The organism is Frigoribacterium sp. AP1 (assembly GCF_056680555.1).
Genome location: NZ_CM155288.1, coordinates 2,371,098 through 2,389,273 on the forward strand (window position 1 = coordinate 2,371,098; position 18,176 = coordinate 2,389,273).

Sequence of the window (18,176 nt, forward strand, 5' to 3'; positions counted from 1 at the left end):
CGACGACGGCCCCCGGCCGGAACGGCGGACGAGGAGGCGCTAGCGCTTCGAGCGGGGCACGTGCGGTGAGTACCGGGGCACGTAGCGCACGAGGATCGCCGCACCCACGAGACCGAGCACGCCCATCACCCCGCTGGCGAGCGAGATCGACACGACGGCGGTCACCCCGGAGATGAGCAGCGGAGCGGCCGCGCTGCCGGCGTCCCCGGTGAAACGCCAGGCGCCGAGGAAGGGCGCGGGGTCGCCCTTGTCGGCCAGGTCGGCGCCGAGTGTCATGAGGATGCCGCTGCCGACGCCGTTGGCCAGGGACATCAGGATCGCGACGGTGACGAACCAGCCGACGTTCGCGTCGAGGTCGTGTGTGACCGACAGCGCGAGGTACGAGAGACCGAGGCCGACCATGCAGGGGACGGCGCTCCAGAGACGCCCGAAGCGGTCCATGATCTGGCCGCTCGTGTAGAACAACGCGAAGTCCACGGCGCCGGCGATGCCGATGATGATCGCGGTCTCGGACGCTCCGAGGCCGATGCTGACGGCCCAGAGGGGCAGCATGACCTGACGGCCCGAGCGCATGGCACCGATCAGGGCCGCCCCGCTGCCGAGCTTCACCAACACGCCGCGGTGACGCCAGAGGGTGCCGAAGAGCCCCTGGGCCTCCCTCGCGACGAGGTCGGCGCCGTCCTCCGTGCCGCGGCCCGGCCGGACGCCGAAGGCCGCCGACGGGTCACGCAGCACGAGCAGCGCGACGGCCGCACCGAGGCAGCCGACGATGTGCACGACGAACGCCGACTGGACGGACCCGGTCAGTTCGATGACCCCGGCCGACAGGAACGGGCCGACGAAGTAGCCGAGCCGGAAGACGCCGCCGAGGCTCGACAGCGCCCGGGCGCGGATCTCGACGGGCACGAAGCTGGTCATGAAGGCGTGCCGAGCGAGGGCGAAGACCGCGGTCGCGAGGCCGATGACCATCACGCCGACGGCGAGGACGATCTCGTTCGGCGCCAGCAGGCAGGTGACGAGACCGCCGATGCTGACGAGCGACGCGCCGATCATCGCGGTGCGCTCGCCGATGCGGCTGACGAGCCATCCGCTCGGGATGTCGCCGATCAGCTCGCCCACGAGGATGAGCGCGGCGACGAAGCCGGCGAAGGGGAGCGAGGCGCCCAGCTCGCTCGCCGCGACGGGGATGATCGGGATGATGGCCCCCTCGCCGATGGCGAAGAGCGCCGCGGGCAGGAACGCCGCGAGGGCCACCGACCGCATGCTGAAGGCGGGGGAGGAGGAAGACATGTCGTCCGCCACCCTAGGCCCGCTGCGTACACTTGTCGGATGAAGGTCTTGGCAGCGATGAGTGGTGGAGTCGACTCGGCGGTCGCCGCGGCGAGGGCGGTCGAGGCCGGCCACGACGTGGTGGGGGTGCACCTGGCGCTGAGCCGCATGCCGGGCACGCTCCGGACGGGCAGCCGGGGGTGCTGCACCATCGAGGACTCGATGGACGCCCAGCGCGCCGCCAACAAGATCGGCATCCCGTACTACGTGTGGGACTTCTCCGAGCGCTTCAAGCTCGACGTCGTCGACGACTTCGTGGCCGAGTACACCGCGGGCCGCACTCCCAACCCCTGCATGCGCTGCAACGAGCGCATCAAGTTCGCCGCCCTGCTCGAGAAGGCGCTCGCGCTCGGCTTCGACGCGGTCTGCACGGGGCACTACGCGACCATCCTCACCGACGACCAGGGCAACCGCGAGCTGCACCGCGCCTCCGCCTGGGCGAAAGACCAGTCGTACGTCCTGGGCGTGCTCACCACCGAGCAGCTCGCGCACTCGATGTTCCCGCTCGGGGCGACGCCCTCGAAGGCCGAGGTGCGGGCCGAGGCGGCCGAGCGCGGTTTCAGCGTGGCGTCGAAGCCGGACAGCCACGACATCTGCTTCATCCCCGACGGCGACACCCGTGGGTGGCTCGCCGAACGCGTCGGTGCCGAGACGGGCGAGATCCTCGACCGCAGCGGCGCCGTGGTCGGCTCGCACGAGGGAGCGCACGCGTTCACGGTCGGCCAGCGCAAGGGCCTCAACATCGGGTTCCCCTCGGACGACGGCAAGCCGCGCTTCGTGCTCGAGGTGCGGCCCGTCGACAACACGGTCGTCGTCGGTCCGAAGGAGGCGCTCGACATCGCCGAGATCGCCGGTGGCTCGTACACGTGGGCCGGGCTCGCCCCGGTCGACCCGACGGTCGCCTTCGACTGCGACGTGCAGATCCGTGCCCACGCCGACCCGGTTCCCGCCGTCGCGCGGGTGTCGGTGGTCGAGGGTAAGAAAGAACTCGTGATCACACCTCGCGAACCCCTCAACGGCGTGGCCCCCGGGCAGACCGCCGTCGTCTACGTCGGCACCCGCGTCCTCGGGCAGTGCACGATCGACCGCACGGTCAGCGCCGTGCCGGTCCCCGCAGCCGCCATCGCCTGAGACGACCGACGATGAGCGAGACCGATTCCGCCTCCGGGTCCGCGGTCGACGCCGACGGCGGCCCCGACGACCTGCCCCAGGCGCGAGACGAAGCGGAACGGCTGACGACCCGCATCCTCGAGCTGCGCGACCAGTACTACGAGGGCAACGGCTCGACCGTCGCCGACGGCGACTACGACGGCCTCGTGCGACGCCTCGACGCCCTCGAACGGGCTCACCCCGAGCTGCAGAAGCCCGACAGCCCCACGCAGACGGTCGGCGGCCGGGCCGAGACCACCCAGTTCGCCCCGGTCGAGCACGCCGAGCGCATGCTCAGCCTCGACAACGTGTTCAGCGACGACGAGCTGGCCGAGTGGGCCGGCAAGGTGCAGCGTGACGCCGGGGCCGAGCGCGTGCGGTTCCTCACCGAGCTGAAGATCGACGGCCTGGCGATCAACCTGCGCTACGAAGACGGGGTGCTCGTCACCGCTGCCACGCGCGGCGACGGCGTCGTCGGCGAGGACGTGACCGGCAACGTGCTCGCGATGGGCACGATCCCCGAACGTCTCGAAGGCACCGGGCACCCGCCGCTCGTCGAGGTGCGGGGCGAGATCTTCTTCCCCGTCAGCGAGTTCGACGAGCTCAACGCGCAGCAGCGCGAGGCCGGCGAACGTGTCTTCGCGAACCCCCGCAACGCCGCCGCCGGCTCGCTGCGTCAGAAAGAAGAGGGCAAGAGCCCCGAGAAACGCGAGTTGATGCACGCCCGCCTGCGGCGCCTGCGCATGCTCGTGCACGGCATCGGCGCCTGGCCGGTGCGCGAACTCGAGCGCGCGACCGAGGTGCGGTCGCAATCCGAGGTCTACGACCTGCTGGGCGGGTGGGGTCTGCCCATCTCGACCCACTACCGCGTCTTCGACTCGGTCGACGAGGTCGAGGCGTTCATCCACGACTACGGGGTACGGCGATCATCGGTCGAGCACCAGATCGACGGCATCGTCGTCAAGGTCGACGACCTAGCCCTGCACGAAGAGCTCGGAGCCACGAGCCGGGCCCCGCGGTGGGCGACGGCGTTCAAGTACCCGCCCGAAGAGGTCAACACGACGCTGCTCGACATCGTCGTCAGCGTCGGACGCACGGGACGCGCCACGCCGTTCGCCGTCATGGAGAAGGTCGAGGTCGCCGGCAGCGAGGTCCGCCAGGCGACCCTGCACAACCAGCAGGTCGTCAAGGCCAAGGGTGTGCTCATCGGCGACACCGTCGTGCTGCGCAAGGCGGGCGACGTCATCCCCGAGGTGCTCGGCCCGGTCATCGAGCTGCGCGACGGTACCGAACGCGAGTTCGTCATGCCCGTCGACTGCCCCGAGTGCGGCACCCCGCTCAGGCCCGCGAAAGAGGGCGACATCGACCTCCGCTGCCCCAACGCCGAGAGCTGCCCGGCGCAGGTGCGCGGGCGCGTCGAGCACATCGCCTCCCGCGGCTCGCTCGACGTCGAGGGCCTCGGCGAGGTCGCCGCCGCCGCGCTGACGCAGCCCGTCGAGCCGGCCACGCCGCCGCTGCGGACCGAGGCGGGCTTGTTCGGTCTGACGATGGCCGACATCTTCCCCGTACGGGTCGTCGTGCGTGACGCCGAGACCGGCATGCAGAAACTCGAGGCCGACGGGCAGCCGAAACTCGTCACCCCGTTCCGCCGCAAGCGGGCCAAACGCGACGGCACGTACGACCCCACGGCGGCCGAGTTCTCGGGTGACGAGACCTCGGTGCCGTCCAAGACGGCGATCGAGATGCTCGCCAACCTCGAGAAGGCGAAGACGAGCCCCCTCTGGCGCATCCTCGTCGGCCTCAGCATCCGGCACGTCGGACCGGTCGCGGCTCGCGCCCTCGCGAACCACTTCGGCTCGCTCGACGCCATGCGGGCGGCCTCACGCGACGAGCTCGCGGCCGTGGACGGCGTGGGCGGCATCATCGCCGACGCACTGCTGGCCTGGTTCGACGTCGACTGGCACGCCGAGATCATCGATCGGTGGACGGCCGCGGGCGTGCAGTTCACGACTCCCGGTCACCCCGGCCCGGGTGCGGCCGAGGCATCCGGTGGCGTGCTCACCGGGGTGACCGTCGTGGCGACCGGCAGCCTCGAGGGCTTCACCCGTGAGGGCGCACTCGAGGCCATCGTCGAGGCGGGTGGCAAGGCCGCCAGCAGCGTGAGCAAGAAGACCGACTTCGTCGCGGCCGGACCGGGAGCCGGCTCGAAGTTGACGAAGGCCGAGCAGCTCGGGGTGCGGATCATCGACGCAGAGCAATTCGCTGTCCTCCTTAAGGAGGGCCCGGCGGCTCTTGTTGTCCCCCAGGTGGGGGACGAGGCTTCGTCTGATTCGTGATTTCCCTGGTCAGGGGCACTTTGCCTTCCTAAGATGTGAGGACGTGTCGTCCTCCAGCAGTAGGGAGCCGGGGTACAGGCACGTGACGAGGGGGAAGACCCGACGTGCTGTTCCTCGCTGCAGCAATGCTCTCTGCCTCGGTCCACCTCGCCGGGGTGGCCGATGCCCCGACCGTGACTTCCGCGACGGTCCCGACGGTCGACCGCTCGACAGCCGCGCCGCTCGTCCAGGCGTCCGTCCGCGACGTCCCCGGGCCCGCCCCGGTGCGGGACGGTCGGGCCGTGCCCGAGCTCGACGGCTGCCGGGGGGTCGAGGCGACCACGTTCTCGGCCGAGGCCTGCCTCGACCAGCTGGCCCGCGCCTCCTCGGCCGGGGTCGAGCGGTTCGCGGCGTCGCTCGACGCCGACGGTGACGACGCGGCGGCACTCGTGGCAGCGGTCGGCGGACAGGTCCAGCCCGAGGACGCGGCGGCCTGGTGGTCCGAATTGGATGACGGCCGGCGGACGGTCCTCGCGCATGCCGTGCCCGGCGTCGTGGGCAACCTCGAGGGTGTCCCGTACTCGGTGCGCGACACGGCCAACCGTCAGTTCCTGCGGTACGCGACCACGGCCGTCGCCGGGCGCATCGGCTCCGACGCCGAGCGACCGGACGACCCCAGGCGCCTCGCGATGCTCGAGCAGGTGCGGGCGACCCTCGACGGTGCGACCCACGACGTGCCCTTCGCCGGGACGGCCGACCGGCACCTCGTCGCCCTCGACACGGTCCTGCCCGGCCGGGCGGCCGTCACCGTCGGCGACCTCGACACGGCCGACGACGTCAGCGTGCTCGTGCCCGGCATGCTCTTCACCGTGTCGGACCAGCTCGTCGACTGGACCAACACCGCCGGCGCCCTGCACGACGAGCAGGCCACCTGGGCGACGTTGCTGGGGCGCAGCGGCCCGGGCCCCGTGCCGACCGTCGCCGTCGTGGCCTGGATGGGCTACCAGACGCCCGACCTGACGAACTTCTACGACCTCGGCCTGGCCCAGCGGGGGGCCGCCCACCTCGAGGGTGCCCTCGAGGGGCTCGACGCGGCGCGCGCGGACGACGAACCGCGGGTGTCGGTCATGGCGCACTCGTACGGTTCGACGACGGCGACGATCGCCCTGTCGTCCGGCCGCGTCGCGGTGGACTCGCTCGTGCTGCTCGGGTCGCCCGGCAGCGTCGTGCCCGACGCGGGCGACCTGGCCGTCCGCGGAACCGACGTCTACGCGGCGGCCGGGAGCTTCGACCCCGTGGCGGGCAGCGGCTTCTTCGGGGCCGACCCGGCCACGGCGTCCTTCGGTGCCGTCGTCCTGCACATGGGCGGCGGCTCCGACACGGTGACGGGCCGTGCCCTGGCGGGTGCCCTCGGCCACAACGACTACTTCCGCGCCGGCACCGAGTCGATGCGCAGCCTGGCCCTGATCGGGTTGGGGCACGGTGTGCTCGTCGACGGTCGAGCCGGCGACCCCGGCCGGGGTGAGCCCGACGTGCCGGTCCTCACGCTGGTGCGCCCGCAGGACGTGTACTTCCGCGACTGAGCCGGGCGCGCCTCCTCGACCGGTGCCGCCCCGTAGAATCGTGCGGTACCCCCGCCGCGGTACCCCCGCACGACCACGTGAGAGAGAAGCATGTCCGAAATCACGCGCGAGCAGGTGCAGCACCTCGCCGGTCTCGCCCGCATCGCCCTCACCGAGGCCGAGATCGACACGATGACCGCCGAGCTCGGCCACATCGTCGACAGCGTCGCCAAGGTCCGAGAGGTCGCGACCGACGACGTCCCCGCGACCAGCCACCCGATCCCGCTCGAGAACGTGTTCCGGCCCGACGTCGTGGGCGAGACGCTCACGGCCGAGCAGGCGCTGTCCGGCGCCCCCGACCACGACGGCTCGCGCTTCCGGGTGAGCGCGATCCTGGGAGAAGAGCAGTAGCCATGACCGACACCACCTCGCTCGTCCACCTGTCCGCCGCCGAGCTGTCGACCCGTCTCGCCGCCGGCGACGTGTCGTCGGTCGACGTCACGCGCGCCCACCTCGATCGCATCGAGGCGGTCGACGGCGACGTCCACGCCTTCCTGCACGTCAGCGCGGCCGCGCTCGACACGGCCGCCGACGTCGACCGTCGTCGTGCCGCGGGCGAGGCCCTCGGCCCGCTCGCCGGCGTCCCGATCGCCATCAAGGACGTCCTGTGCACGATCGACATGCCGTCGACCTCGGGCAGCAAGATCCTCGAGGGCTGGGTGCCGCCCTACGACGCGACCGTCGTCGCCAAGCTGCGCGCGGCCGACCTCGTCCCGCTCGGCAAGACGAACATGGACGAGTTCGCCATGGGCTCGTCGACCGAGTTCTCTGCCTACGGGCCCACGCACAACCCCTGGTCGCTCGACCGCATCCCCGGCGGGTCGGGCGGTGGCTCCGCGGCCGCCGTCGCCGCCTTCGAGGCGCCCCTCGCCCTCGGCAGCGACACCGGCGGGTCGATCCGCCAGCCCGGCGCCGTCACCGGCACCGTCGGGGTCAAGCCGACCTACGGGTCGGTCAGCCGCTACGGCGCGATCGCCCTGGCCAGCTCGCTCGACCAGGTCGGTCCCGTCAGCCGCACCGTGCTCGACAGCGCCATGCTGCACGACGTCATCACCGGGCACGACCCTCGCGACTCCACCTCGCTGCGCGACGCCTGGCCGTCGTTCACCGAGGCGGCCCGCACCGGTCTCGCCGGCGGCGCCCTGGAGGGCGTCCGCGTGGGTGTCGTCCGCGAGCTGAACGGCGAGGGCTTCCAGGCCGGCGTCAAGGCCCGCTTCGCCGAGGCCCTCGAACTCATGAGCGCGGCCGGTGCCGAGATCGTCGAGATCTCGGCTCCGAGCTTCGAGCACGCGATCAGCGCCTACTACCTCATCCTGCCGGCCGAGGCCTCCAGCAACCTCGCGAAGTTCGACTCGGTGCGTTTCGGCCTGCGGGTCGTCCCCGAGGGCGGCGGCACCGTCGAGGACGTCATGGCCGCCACCCGCGAGGCCGGATTCGGCCCCGAGGTGAAGCGCCGCATCATCCTCGGCACCTACGCCCTGAGCGCCGGCTACTACGACGCCTACTACGGCAGCGCGCAGAAGGTGCGCACCCTCGTGCAGCGCGACTTCGCGGCCGCGTTCGACCAGGTCGACGTGCTCGTCTCGCCCTCGGCGCCCACCACGGCGTTCCGGCTCGGCGAGAAGATCGACGACCCGCTGGCGATGTACCTCAACGACATCACGACCATCCCCGCCAACCTGGCCGGCATCCCCGGCATCACGGTGCCGATGGGCCTGGCCGACGAAGACGGTCTGCCGACGGGGTTGCAGTTCATGGCCCCCGCGCGCGGCGACGCCCGCCTCTACACCTACGGCGCCGCCCTCGAGCAGTTGCTCGAGCAGGGCTGGGGCCACACGCTCATCTCGCGCGCGCCCGACCTGAGCGCGACCGAGCAGACCGCCGCCACCGAGGGAGTCATCTGATGGCCAAGGCAGACCTGATGGACTACGAGAAGGCGCTCGAGCAGTTCGAGGTCGTCCTCGGCTTCGAGGTGCACGTCGAGCTCGCGACCAAGACCAAGATGTTCTCGGACGCCCCGAACTTCTTCGGTGGCGAGCCCAACACCAACGTCACCCCGGTCGACCTGGGCCTGCCCGGCTCGCTGCCGGTGGTCAACGAGCAGGCCGTGCGCTACTCGATCAGCCTCGGCCTGGCCCTGGGCTGCTCGATCGCCGAGAGCTCGCGCTTCGCCCGCAAGAACTACTTCTACCCCGACAACCCCAAGAACTACCAGGTCAGCCAGTTCGACGAACCGATCGCGTTCGAGGGCGAGGTCGAGGTCGAGCTGCCCGACGGCACGATCTTCGCCATCCCGATCGAGCGTGCCCACATGGAAGAGGACGCCGGCAAGCTGACGCACGTCGGCGGGTCGACCGGTCGCATCCAGGGCGCCGAGTACTCGCTCGTCGACTACAACCGTGCGGGCATCCCGCTCGTCGAGATCGTCACCAAGCCGATCATCGGTGCCGGCGCCAAGGGCCCCGAGCTGGGTGCGGCCTACGTCTCGACCATCCGCGACATCGTGCGGGCCCTGGGCGTCAGCGAGGCCCGCATGGAGCGCGGCAACCTGCGCTGCGACGCGAACGTCTCCCTGCGTCCGCACGGGCAAGAGAAGCTCGGCACCCGCACCGAGACCAAGAACGTCAACTCGTTCCGCTCGGTCGAGCGTGCGGTCCGCTACGAGATCCAGCGTCAGGCCGCGATCCTCGCCGCGGGCGGCACCATCACGCAAGAGACGCGCCACTGGCACGAAGACACCGGTCGCACCTCGGCGGGCCGCCCGAAGAGCGACGCCGACGACTACCGGTACTTCCCCGAGCCCGACCTGCTGCCCGTCGTCCCTCCGCGCGAGCTCGTCGAAGAGCTGCGCCTCGCCCTGCCCGAGGCGCCGGTCGCCCAGCGTCGCCGGCTCAAGTCCGAGTGGGGCTTCGCCGACCTCGAGTTCCAGGACGTCGTGAACTCGGGGCTCCTCACCGAACTCGTCGAGACCGTCGCCGCCGGTGCCTCGCCCCAGGCCGCCCGCAAGTGGTGGACCGGCGAGATCGCCCGCCTCGCCAACGCCCAGGGCGTCGAGGCCTCGAGCCTCGTGTCGCCGCTGCACGTCAGCGAGCTCATCGCGCTCGTCGACAGCGGCGAGCTGACCGACCGACTGGCCCGCCAGGTGCTCGAGGGCGTCGTCGCCGGCGAGGGCAGCCCGTCCGAGGTCGTCGAGGCCCGCGGGCTCGAGGTCGTCTCCGACGACGGCGCGCTGATCGCGGCCATCGACGAGGCCCTGGCCGGCCAGCCCGACGTGCTCGCGAAGATCCGCGACGGCAAGGTGCAGGCCGCCGGTGCCGTCATCGGCGCCGTCATGAAGGCCATGAAGGGCCAGGCGGACGCCGCGCGCGTCCGCGAGCTGGTGCTCGAGCGGGCGCAGGCCTGATCGACGTGACCACGGCCGCGGCAGGGTGCGGCGCACGATGAACCTCGTCGCGCGTCTGCGCCCCGCCGTGCCCGTGGCGGTCGCCCTCGTCGGCGTCGTCGTGGCGCTGGCCGTCGCCTCACGCGTCCTGCCCGGTCGGGTCGTGATGGTCCACCTCAGCGAGACCGGGGGGTCGGCCTTCGCGGCCAGCCGCAGCGACCTCGTCCTGCTCGGTGCAGTCCTCGTGGTCGGCATCGTCGTGACCTGGCTGGTCTCGGCGCTGTTCCTCGCGGTGACGCCCGTCCGCCACGTGCTCGTCCCGCACGCCTCGTTCTGGAAGAAGCCGCCGAACCGGGCCGAGATGAGGCGCCGGTACGCGCGGTACCTCGCCGTGGCGACCAGCGCCTCCTTGTGGTTCGTCGCCGCGCTGTTCGTCCTCGCCATGGTCTCGCAGAGCGGGCCCCTCGCCGCCTGGTGGCTGCCGGCGGCCGTGTCGGCCGCGTTCGTGCTCTTCGTCCTGGGTGGTCTGATCTGGGTGTTCACCGCCGGGTTCACGCCGACTCCGACGGGTGTCGCGGCCCGTGCGGCCGCGTCCGAGCAGGAGGCGCGGGTCGCGTCCAGACCGTCAGCCGCCGTCGTCGAGACCCCCCGGTCCGGCCCGTCGGCGGCGCGCCCGCCGCGCGCGAGCCCGCGTCCGACGGCCGAGAACCCCAGGACCGGCACCGCGCCTCCTGCTCCGTCATCCCGACCGGGCCGTGCGCCCGGACGACCCGCGACACCGACCGGAGACGGTCCGCGCACGGGTCCGCCCCGCCCCTACCAACCCCGACCCCGCTCCGGAGGCCCCCGTGGATGACGACCGATACGGGGCCGATGTGCTCGCCGGCGACTGGAAGCGATCGTCGAAGCCCGCGCCGACGCCGACCGACGCCGTCCGCGACCTCGTGGTCGAAGAGGTCCGGTCGGGTTTCACCGGGGCGATCGTCCGCGTCGAGGCCGGTACCGTCGAGCTCGAGGACTGGAAGGGCCGGGTGCGGGCCTTCCCGATGACCGGGTCGTTCCTGATCGACGGCGCCCCCGTCGCCCTGCGCGTACCGCGGGCGGCACTGCAGGGCCGGGCACGCACGGCCTCCGGCTCGTTCGCCGTCGAGGGGGCGAAGGCCCGGGTCGCCCGTCAGAGCCGAATCTTCGTGGAGGGACGACACGATGCCGAGTTGGTCGAGAAGGTCTGGGGCTCCGACCTGCGGGTCGAGGGTGTCGTCGTCGAGTACCTCGAGGGCGTCGACCACCTGGCCGACGTGCTGCGCGACTTCCGGCCGGGGCCCGAACGGCGCGTCGGCGTGCTCGTCGACCACCTCGTGCCGGGCTCGAAAGAGAGCCGCGTCGCCGAGGGCATCGCTCGCAGTCCGCTCGGCCGCCACGTGCTCGTGGTCGGGCACCCGTTCGTCGACGTGTGGCAGGCCGTCAAGCCGGCCCGGCTCGGCATCGACGCCTGGCCCGTCGTGCCCCGCTCGGTCGAGTGGAAGCACGGCGTCTGCGAGGCGATGGGGTGGCCGCACGAGGACCAGGCCGACATCGCCCGGGCCTGGCAGCACATCCTGTCGCGCGTGCGCAGCTACGCCGACCTCGAACCGTCGGTGCTCGGCCGGGTCGAAGAGCTGATCGACTTCGTCACGTCCGGCTGAGCCCGGGCGTCTGCGCCGAGAGGCCACCTCGGGACGACGATCCCCGGGAATCGCCCGGGCGTGTCGGCTCTCGGGCCGCTTTTCGCCCTAAGTTCGAGGGCATGGCCGAGCAGATCGAGGGACGCGTCAGCTCTGCGGTCGACGCGTGGCTGCGCTGGCTGCCCCGATGGCACATCGGCACCGCCCGGGGTCGCACGCGGCCCTGTCGGGTGTGCCTCGGCTCACCCGTGGCCACGGCCGCGGGTTTCGACCACGACGTCCCGCACGCCGTGCAGCACGCGCTGCTGAACCGGATGCGGCAGATCGTCGACGACGACGTCGACGAGTACACGGCCCGCAACCTGCCGCTCGTGACGCGCGAGCTGCGACTCGCCGAGGCCCAGGAGGCGCGGGGTTACCGACCCGAGCAGGGTCTCGACCCCGAGTTCCAGGGTCTCGACCTCGACCCGGAGCCCGAACCGGGTCAGCCGTTCCTCTTCACGCTCGCCGGTCTCGCGGGGATGCCCGCGGACGACGGCCTCGTCCCGCCCGATCCGACCGTCGCGGGTGGCGAGTCCGCGGGGCCGACGTCCCAGCCCGACGTCGGTGCCGCCTCCTTCGACGTCGACGACCTCGACGGCTGGTTGTTGCCGCCCGACTCGGCGACGCCGAACGACGCGCTCCCGCCGGTCGCGCCCGGCCCGGCGGTGCGAGGGGAGCACCAGCCCGAACCCGCGCCGCGCGCCGAGCCCGAGCCCGAGTACTCGGACGAGGCCAAGGCCGCGCTGCGACACGAGATCATCCTGGCCGGCGACCACGCCGAGTCGGTCGGCACGAGCCTGTGCCTGGCCCTCGTGCAGCACCGCCCTCGCATCGCCGAGGCGATCGACCGCCTCGTGGCCCCGCAGGTCGACGAACTGCTGGCAGAGTTGTCGCGCGCACTCGAGCAGCCGCGGTCCCGGTGAGACGGCACCGCCCGACCTGCTGCGGGTGCCGACACCACGAGAGGACCCCGAGATGACCCGCCCCACCCCGACCTCGACCACGACGACCCCGCGACGGGCCGCCGACCCGGCCTGGTGGCCCGTCGTCGTCGATCTCGTCGCCGTCCTGGCCTTCGTCGTGATCGGGCGCCGCAGTCACGCCGAAGGGCTCGACCTGCCCGGGCTGCTCGGCACCCTGTGGCCGTTCGTCGTCGGCGCGGTCGTCGGTTGGGTGAGCGTGGCGGGGGTCCGCTGGCCGCTGTCGGCCCTCCGCTCGGGCGCGGTCGTCTGGGTCTCGACCGCCGTGATCGGGGTGCTGCTGCGGGTGGTCGCCGGGCAGGGCGTACAGCTCAGCTTCGTGATCGTCACGATCGTGGTGCTCGGTGTGTTCCTCGTGGGCTGGCGGGCCGTGGTCGCTCTCGTGCGACGGGTGCGCGGCAGCCGGAGCTGAGGTCGCGGCGGCAGCCGACCCGGGTCAGCTCCGGCGCTTGACGCTGTTGTCGAGGCTGGGCTCGTCGGTGAGCACGAGGCCGGACGAGCTGTTCGACGAGGCCGTCAACTCGGTGAGCCAGTCGCGGTTGATCGACGGCACGCGACCGCCGGAGTACTTGAAGTAGAGGGGGATGCCGGCGTCCAGCCAGATGCTGCTGCGGCCGTCGCCGACCTTCTGCGTGTCACGCCACGAGAAGAAGAACGACTCGCGTCGGCGCAGCTTGGTCGCGATGACGATCTGGAGGTGTTCGAGCACGCGGTCCTCGAACTCGACCTCGATGCCCGAGGTGCCGTAGATGAGCGATCCCATGGGGGTCCTGTTTCGTGAGTGTGGCCGGCGTCGGCAACGAGTCCGACACAGGTCAATGTACCTTGCGATCAGGTGTCCACCGACAGCCGACCTCGTGAGGGCGTTGTGGGCGGACGTGCAGGCTGCCCCGCCATACTCGGGGCTGCCGATCCGTCGCGCCCCCGAGCGCCCGACCGACCACCTGGGACCCATGACCTCGACCGCCTCCGTCCTCCGCGCCTCCTCGTCCTCGAGCCAGGACGTCGTCGCCGACCTCGACGGCCTCGTCGGGTTCGCCGCCCGCGTCATCGACGCCCTCGGCGAATGGGGCGTCGCCCTGCTGACCTTCGTCGAGACGGTGTTCCCGCCGATCCCGAGCGAGATCATCCTGCCGCTGGCCGGCTTCCTCGCCGGCGCCGGGTCGATGAACATCGTGCTGTTGATCGCGTTGAGCACCCTCGGCGCCTACCTGGGCGCCCTGGTGCTCTACGGACTCGGGGCCGGGCTCGGCCTCGACCGCAGCATCCGGTGGCTCGCCAAGCTGCCGCTCGTCGACCGGCACGACTTCGAGCAGGCGGCCGGCTGGTTCGAGCGCCACGGGCGGTCGGCGGTGTTCTTCGGCCGGTTCATCCCGGGCGTGCGCAGCCTCATCTCGCTGCCCGCGGGGGCCGAGCGCATGCCCCTGCTGGTCTTCTCGATCTTCACGATCGTGGGCAGCGGCCTCTGGAACGGCCTGCTGATCGGCCTGGGCGCCGCCCTCGGCACCCAGTACGAGCTCATCGACCGGTACGCGAAGTACCTCGACTACGTGGTGTACGCGGCCATCGCGGGCGTCGTGGTGTTCCTCGTCGTCCGGTCGGTGCGCCGTCGTCGGGCCGGTGTCGACGACGCCTCGCGTGACGCCGTCGATCAGGACGTTCGCGGCTGACGCTCCGTCGCCGTCCAGGCGGCAGGCCGGGACGGTCCGTACCGTGGTGGGCAGACCGACGTCGCGCTCCGCGTGCGGCACCGAGCACACGATCCGACAGGACACCACCATGGGATTCCTCGACCGCCTCCTCGGCCGCGAGCCGCAGCAGGGCCAGCCGCAGCAGCCCTCCGCTCCGCAGGGCTACCGGTACGGCCAGCAGAGTTACGAGCAGCCCGCCGCCCCGCAGCAGGGGTACGGCCAGCAGGGGTACGGCCAGCAGGGGTACGAGCAGTCGGGATACGGCCAGCAGCCGTCGGCCCAGCCCGCCGGCCCCGGCGGTGGCCCGACCCGCAGCGACGACGAGATCGCCGTCGAGCGGTACCGCTACCTGCTGAAGACCGCCCCGCCCGAGACGATCGAGCAGGTGCACGCCGAGGCGTTCGCCAAGCTCAGCCCCGAGCAGCGCCGAATCGTCTTCGACCAGCTGACGGCCGAGTCGAGCCCCGGCGAGGCGCCCCGTGGCGACGACGCCGGCTCGCTGGCCCAGGCGGCGACCCGCTCCGAACTGCGTCGGCCCGGCACCCTCGAGCGCACGCTCGGCGGCGGCGCGCCCGGCCAGCAGCAGGTCGGCCCGAACGGGCAGCCGGTTCGTCAGGGGCCCGGCATGGGCTCGATCATCGGCGGGTCGATCCTCGGCACGGTGGCCGGCTACGTGATCGGTTCGACCCTGATGAGCGCGTTCCTCCCCGACGCGGGCGCGACGGCCGACGGAGGCGCAGGAGACGACTCCGGCGCCGACCAGGGCACCGAGGGCGACGGGGGAGCAGACGGCGGTGCCGACGCCGGCACAGAGACGGCGAGCGACGGCGGCGGGGACTTCGGCGCCGACGGGGGTGGCGACTTCGGCGGGGGCTTCGGGGACTTCGGCGGAGGCGACTTCGGCGGCGGCTTCGACATCTGACACCTGGGCGTCACCCGGGACGGACCCCTCGACGCGGACTACCGTCGAGGGTCCGCCCACCACCCGCCGCCAGGCCCCAGGGAGCACCATGACCAGCACCAGAGTCGCCGTCGTCACCGGAGGGTCCGCCGGCCTCGGCCGGGCCACCGTCCGAGAGCTCGCCGCGCGCGGGTGGGACGTCGCAGTGCTCGCCCGAGGCCAGGACGGACTCGACGGTGCCGTCCGCGACGTCGAGGCCGCAGGGCGTCGGGCGCTGGGCATCTCCACCGACGTGGCCGATCGGGCCCAGGTCGAGTCGGCCGCCGACCGTGTCGAGGCCGAGCTCGGCCCCATCGACCTGTGGGTCAACGACGCCATGGTCGGCGTCTTCGGCGAGTTCCTCGAGACCGATCCCGACGACTTCGAGCGCGCGACGGCCGTCAACTACTTCGGCTTCGTCAACGGCACCCGTGCGGCGCTGTCGCGCATGGTGCCCCGCGACCGCGGCCACGTGATCCAGGTGGGGTCGGCCCTCGCGCACCGCGGCATCCCGCTGCAGGCGTCGTACTGCGGGGCGAAGCACGCCGTCCAGGGCTTCACCGAGTCGGTCACCACCGAGCTGATCCACAACAAGAGTGCGGTGCGCATCAGCACGGTCGACATGCCGGCGCTCAACACGATCCAGTTCAACTGGGTGCGGTCGACGCTGCCCGAGCACCCCCAACCGGTGCCGCCGATCTTCGAGCCCGAGGTCGGGGCCCGGGCCATCGCCGACGTCGCGGACAAGCCGCGACGCCGCACCTGGCTCGGTGAGCCGACCGTCATGACGGTCCTCGGCAACCGCTTCGTGGCGAACTTCCTCGACGTGTACCTGGCCAAGAGCGGGTACTCGGGTCAGCAGGCGCCCGACAAGACCGAACCCATGCTGGCGGACAACCTCTACGAGCCCACGGCCGGCGACCACGGCGCCCGGGGCATCTTCAGCGACCGCGCCCGCAGCACGAGCCCGCAGGTCTGGTACACCCGCCACCGTGCCCTGACCGTCGGCGCCGCACTCGGTGCCTCCGCGGCCGCCACCGCTGCCGTCGTGGGCCGGGTGACCCGGGGGCGTCGGGCATGAGCGCCGCGCCCGAGGTCGACGCGGTCGTCGTCGGCGCGGGTCCGAACGGGCTCGCCGCGGCCGTGGTGCTCGCCCGGGCGGGCCTGCGCGTCGAGGTCGTCGAACGCGCGGACACCATCGGGGGAGGTGCCCGGACCCAGGAGGCCACCCTGCCGGGCTTCCGCCACGACATCTGCTCGGCCGTGCACCCCATGGCCCTCGCCTCGGGTTTCTTCCAACGCTTCCAGCTCGACCGCCGCATCGAGTTGACGGTGCCCGAGATCTCGTACGCGCACCCGCTCGACGGCGGTCGGGCCGGCATCGCCTACCGCGACCTCGACCGGACGGCCGAGGGCCTCGGCAGCGACGGGGCGGCCTGGACGCGTCTGCTGCGAGGACTCGTGGAGCGCGAACCCCGCATGTCGAAGTTCACGATGCGCGAGCTCGTCCGAGTGCCGGATGATCCCGTGACCCTCGCCCGCTTCGGGCTGGCCGCCCTCTCGCAGAGCGGCCCCTGGTGGAACGCCGCATTCACGGGCGACGAGGCCCCGTCGATGCTCGCCGGCGTGATGGCCCACGCCATCCGGCCGATGCCCAGCCTCTCGACCTCGGCCGCCGGACTCGTCCTGGCCGTCCACGCGCACGCACGGGGCTGGCCGGTGCCCACCGGCGGCAGCCAGTCGATCGTCGACGCCATGGCCGACGACGTCCGGGCCCACGGGGGCACGATCACGACGGGCGTGGACGTCACGTCGATCGACGAGCTGCCCAGGGCGCGCGCCACGATTTTCGACACGAGCGCGCGCGCCCTCGCCGACATCGCGGGCAGCCGTCTGCCCGACCGGTACGAGCGCGCCCTCCGTCGCTTCCGGTACGGCAACGCGGCGGCCAAGGTCGACTTCGCCCTGTCGGGCCCCGTGCCCTGGGCGAACGAGGAGGCCCGGCGCAGCCCGACCCTGCACCTCGGGGGGACGCGCGCCGAGATCGCCTCGGGCGAGCACGACGTCGCGTCCGGCCGACACGCCCGCACGCCCTACGTGCTGGTCGCGCAGGCCGGCGTGGTCGACGGCACGCGGGCGCCCGAGGGGCAGCAGTCGCTCTGGGCCTACACGCACGTTCCCCGCGGCTCGACCGTCGACCAGACCGAGACCGTCATCGAGGGCATCGAGCGCTTCGCCCCGGGATTCCGCGACACGATCCTCGCGACGAACAGCCGGACGGCCGTCGAGCTCGAGCGGCACGACCCGAACTACATCGGGGGCGACATCGCCTCCGGGGCGCCGAGCGTCTGGCAGCTCGCGGCACGACCGACACTGTCGTCCGAGCCGTGGCGCACGCCGACGCCCGGCCTCTACCTCTGCTCGTCGTCCACGCCACCCGGGCCGTCGGTCCACGGTCTCGGCGGGGCGTACGCCGCGCGCAGTGCGCTGAAGCACGAGTTCGGCATCGACCGGCTGCCCTACCTCGGCGTCGACGCCTGATCAGGTGACCGTCGGGGTGGGCACCCCGACGCGATCGTGCCAGGATCGACGGATGAGCACCACGCACCGCTTCATCGGGGCCTCGCCCCACGACGTCTTCGACGTGCTGAGCGACGGCTGGCTCTTCCCGAGCTGGGTCGTCGGATCGGCGCGCATCCGCGAGGTCGACCTGACCTGGCCGAGCGTCGAGGCCAACATCCACCACTCGTTCGGCGTCTGGCCGTTGGTCATCGACGACGTGACGACGATCCTCGAGTGGGACCCTCCGGTCCGTGCCGTGTTCCACGCCAAGGGCTGGCCGATGGGCGAGGCCCGGGTCGAGATCGACGTCCGCAACCGCATGGGCGGCTGCTTCGTCACGATGACCGAGTATGCCGTCGCCGGCCCCGGACGACTGGTGCCCAAGCCCCTGATGGACCCTCCGCTGCACTGGCGCAACAAAGAGGCGCTGCAGCGTCTCGCCTGGCTGGCCGAGGGACGCGTCAAGGACCGCGTCTCGCCCAGCTGAGCCGCGCCTCGTG

The 18,176-nt window shown here is 72.3% G+C and carries 17 protein-coding genes; 15 read left to right on the plus strand and 2 right to left on the minus strand.

Going from position 1 to position 18,176, the window contains the following annotated elements; all coding sequences use genetic code 11:
- Positions 1-39: 39 nt before the first annotated feature.
- Positions 40-1,290, minus strand: a complete 1,251-nt coding sequence (locus tag AC1MBW_RS11335) for an MFS transporter (RefSeq protein ID WP_480024529.1) — start codon at positions 1,288-1,290, stop codon at positions 40-42.
- Between the two features lie 39 nt (positions 1,291-1,329).
- Here AC1MBW_RS11335 and mnmA point away from each other — a divergent pair, with 39 nt between their 5' ends.
- From mnmA to AC1MBW_RS11385, 10 genes are all read left to right on the plus strand, one after another.
- Complete coding sequence (mnmA, locus tag AC1MBW_RS11340; RefSeq protein WP_082383186.1) at positions 1,330-2,460, plus strand: tRNA 2-thiouridine(34) synthase MnmA; 1,131 nt, start codon at positions 1,330-1,332, stop codon at positions 2,458-2,460.
- Positions 2,461-2,471: 11 nt separating this feature from the next.
- Positions 2,472-4,814 carry an NAD-dependent DNA ligase LigA gene (gene ligA, locus AC1MBW_RS11345; RefSeq protein WP_480024530.1) on the plus strand — a complete coding sequence of 781 codons (2,343 nt, stop codon included), beginning with the start codon at positions 2,472-2,474 and terminating at the stop codon, positions 4,812-4,814.
- A gap of 173 nt (positions 4,815-4,987) precedes the next feature.
- On the plus strand, positions 4,988-6,376 hold the full coding sequence (locus tag AC1MBW_RS11350; RefSeq protein ID WP_480024531.1) for an alpha/beta hydrolase: 1,389 nt from the start codon (positions 4,988-4,990) through the stop codon (positions 6,374-6,376).
- A gap of 90 nt (positions 6,377-6,466) precedes the next feature.
- Positions 6,467-6,766, plus strand: a complete 300-nt coding sequence (gene gatC / locus AC1MBW_RS11355; protein WP_043594160.1) for an Asp-tRNA(Asn)/Glu-tRNA(Gln) amidotransferase subunit GatC — start codon at positions 6,467-6,469, stop codon at positions 6,764-6,766.
- A 2-nt stretch (positions 6,767-6,768) separates the two neighbouring features.
- Entirely contained in the window at positions 6,769-8,319 is a 1,551-nt protein-coding gene (gatA, locus tag AC1MBW_RS11360) for an Asp-tRNA(Asn)/Glu-tRNA(Gln) amidotransferase subunit GatA (protein ID WP_480024532.1), read from the plus strand.
- Positions 8,319-9,818, plus strand: a complete 1,500-nt coding sequence (gene gatB / locus AC1MBW_RS11365) for an Asp-tRNA(Asn)/Glu-tRNA(Gln) amidotransferase subunit GatB (protein WP_480024533.1) — start codon at positions 8,319-8,321, stop codon at positions 9,816-9,818. Before gatA ends, gatB begins: the two co-directional genes overlap by 1 nt.
- 37 nt (positions 9,819-9,855) lie before the next feature.
- Positions 9,856-10,653 (plus strand): hypothetical protein, encoded by a 798-nt coding sequence (locus tag AC1MBW_RS11370; protein ID WP_480024534.1) that lies wholly within the window; start codon positions 9,856-9,858, stop codon positions 10,651-10,653.
- Positions 10,646-11,482, plus strand: coding sequence for a DUF3097 domain-containing protein (locus AC1MBW_RS11375; protein ID WP_054147329.1), 837 nt, complete (start codon positions 10,646-10,648; stop codon positions 11,480-11,482). Before AC1MBW_RS11370 ends, AC1MBW_RS11375 begins: the two co-directional genes overlap by 8 nt.
- A 101-nt stretch (positions 11,483-11,583) precedes the next feature.
- The gene (locus tag AC1MBW_RS11380) at positions 11,584-12,426 is read left to right on the plus strand and encodes a spermidine/putrescine ABC transporter substrate-binding protein (RefSeq protein WP_480024535.1); all 843 of its coding nucleotides are present in this window, start codon (positions 11,584-11,586) and stop codon (positions 12,424-12,426) included.
- Positions 12,427-12,478: 52 nt separating this feature from the next.
- Positions 12,479-12,895 (plus strand): DUF3054 domain-containing protein, encoded by a 417-nt coding sequence (locus AC1MBW_RS11385; RefSeq protein WP_054147331.1) that lies wholly within the window; start codon positions 12,479-12,481, stop codon positions 12,893-12,895.
- A 24-nt stretch (positions 12,896-12,919) separates the two neighbouring features.
- On the opposite strand, the gene AC1MBW_RS11390 is transcribed toward AC1MBW_RS11385, so the two are convergent.
- Positions 12,920-13,246, minus strand: a complete 327-nt coding sequence (locus AC1MBW_RS11390) for a DUF7882 family protein (RefSeq protein WP_054147332.1) — start codon at positions 13,244-13,246, stop codon at positions 12,920-12,922.
- A gap of 190 nt (positions 13,247-13,436) precedes the next feature.
- Here AC1MBW_RS11390 and AC1MBW_RS11395 point away from each other — a divergent pair, with 190 nt between their 5' ends.
- The 5 genes from AC1MBW_RS11395 to AC1MBW_RS11415 all read left to right on the plus strand — a co-directional run bounded on the left by AC1MBW_RS11395 (position 13,437) and on the right by AC1MBW_RS11415 (position 18,163).
- Positions 13,437-14,153: a DedA family protein gene (locus AC1MBW_RS11395; RefSeq protein WP_480024536.1), complete on the plus strand. Its 717-nt coding sequence runs from the start codon at positions 13,437-13,439 to the stop codon at positions 14,151-14,153.
- A gap of 109 nt (positions 14,154-14,262) precedes the next feature.
- On the plus strand, positions 14,263-15,096 hold the full coding sequence (locus AC1MBW_RS11400; RefSeq protein WP_480024537.1) for a hypothetical protein: 834 nt from the start codon (positions 14,263-14,265) through the stop codon (positions 15,094-15,096).
- Between the two features lie 88 nt (positions 15,097-15,184).
- Positions 15,185-16,195, plus strand: coding sequence for an SDR family oxidoreductase (locus AC1MBW_RS11405; RefSeq protein WP_054144982.1), 1,011 nt, complete (start codon positions 15,185-15,187; stop codon positions 16,193-16,195).
- Positions 16,192-17,655 carry a phytoene desaturase family protein gene (locus AC1MBW_RS11410; protein WP_480024538.1) on the plus strand — a complete coding sequence of 488 codons (1,464 nt, stop codon included), beginning with the start codon at positions 16,192-16,194 and terminating at the stop codon, positions 17,653-17,655. The genes AC1MBW_RS11405 and AC1MBW_RS11410 overlap by 4 nt, the downstream gene beginning before the upstream one ends.
- A gap of 52 nt (positions 17,656-17,707) precedes the next feature.
- A complete protein-coding gene (locus tag AC1MBW_RS11415; RefSeq protein WP_480024539.1) occupies positions 17,708-18,163 on the plus strand; it encodes an SRPBCC family protein in 456 nt (151 codons plus the stop codon).
- Positions 18,164-18,176: the final 13 nt, after the last annotated feature.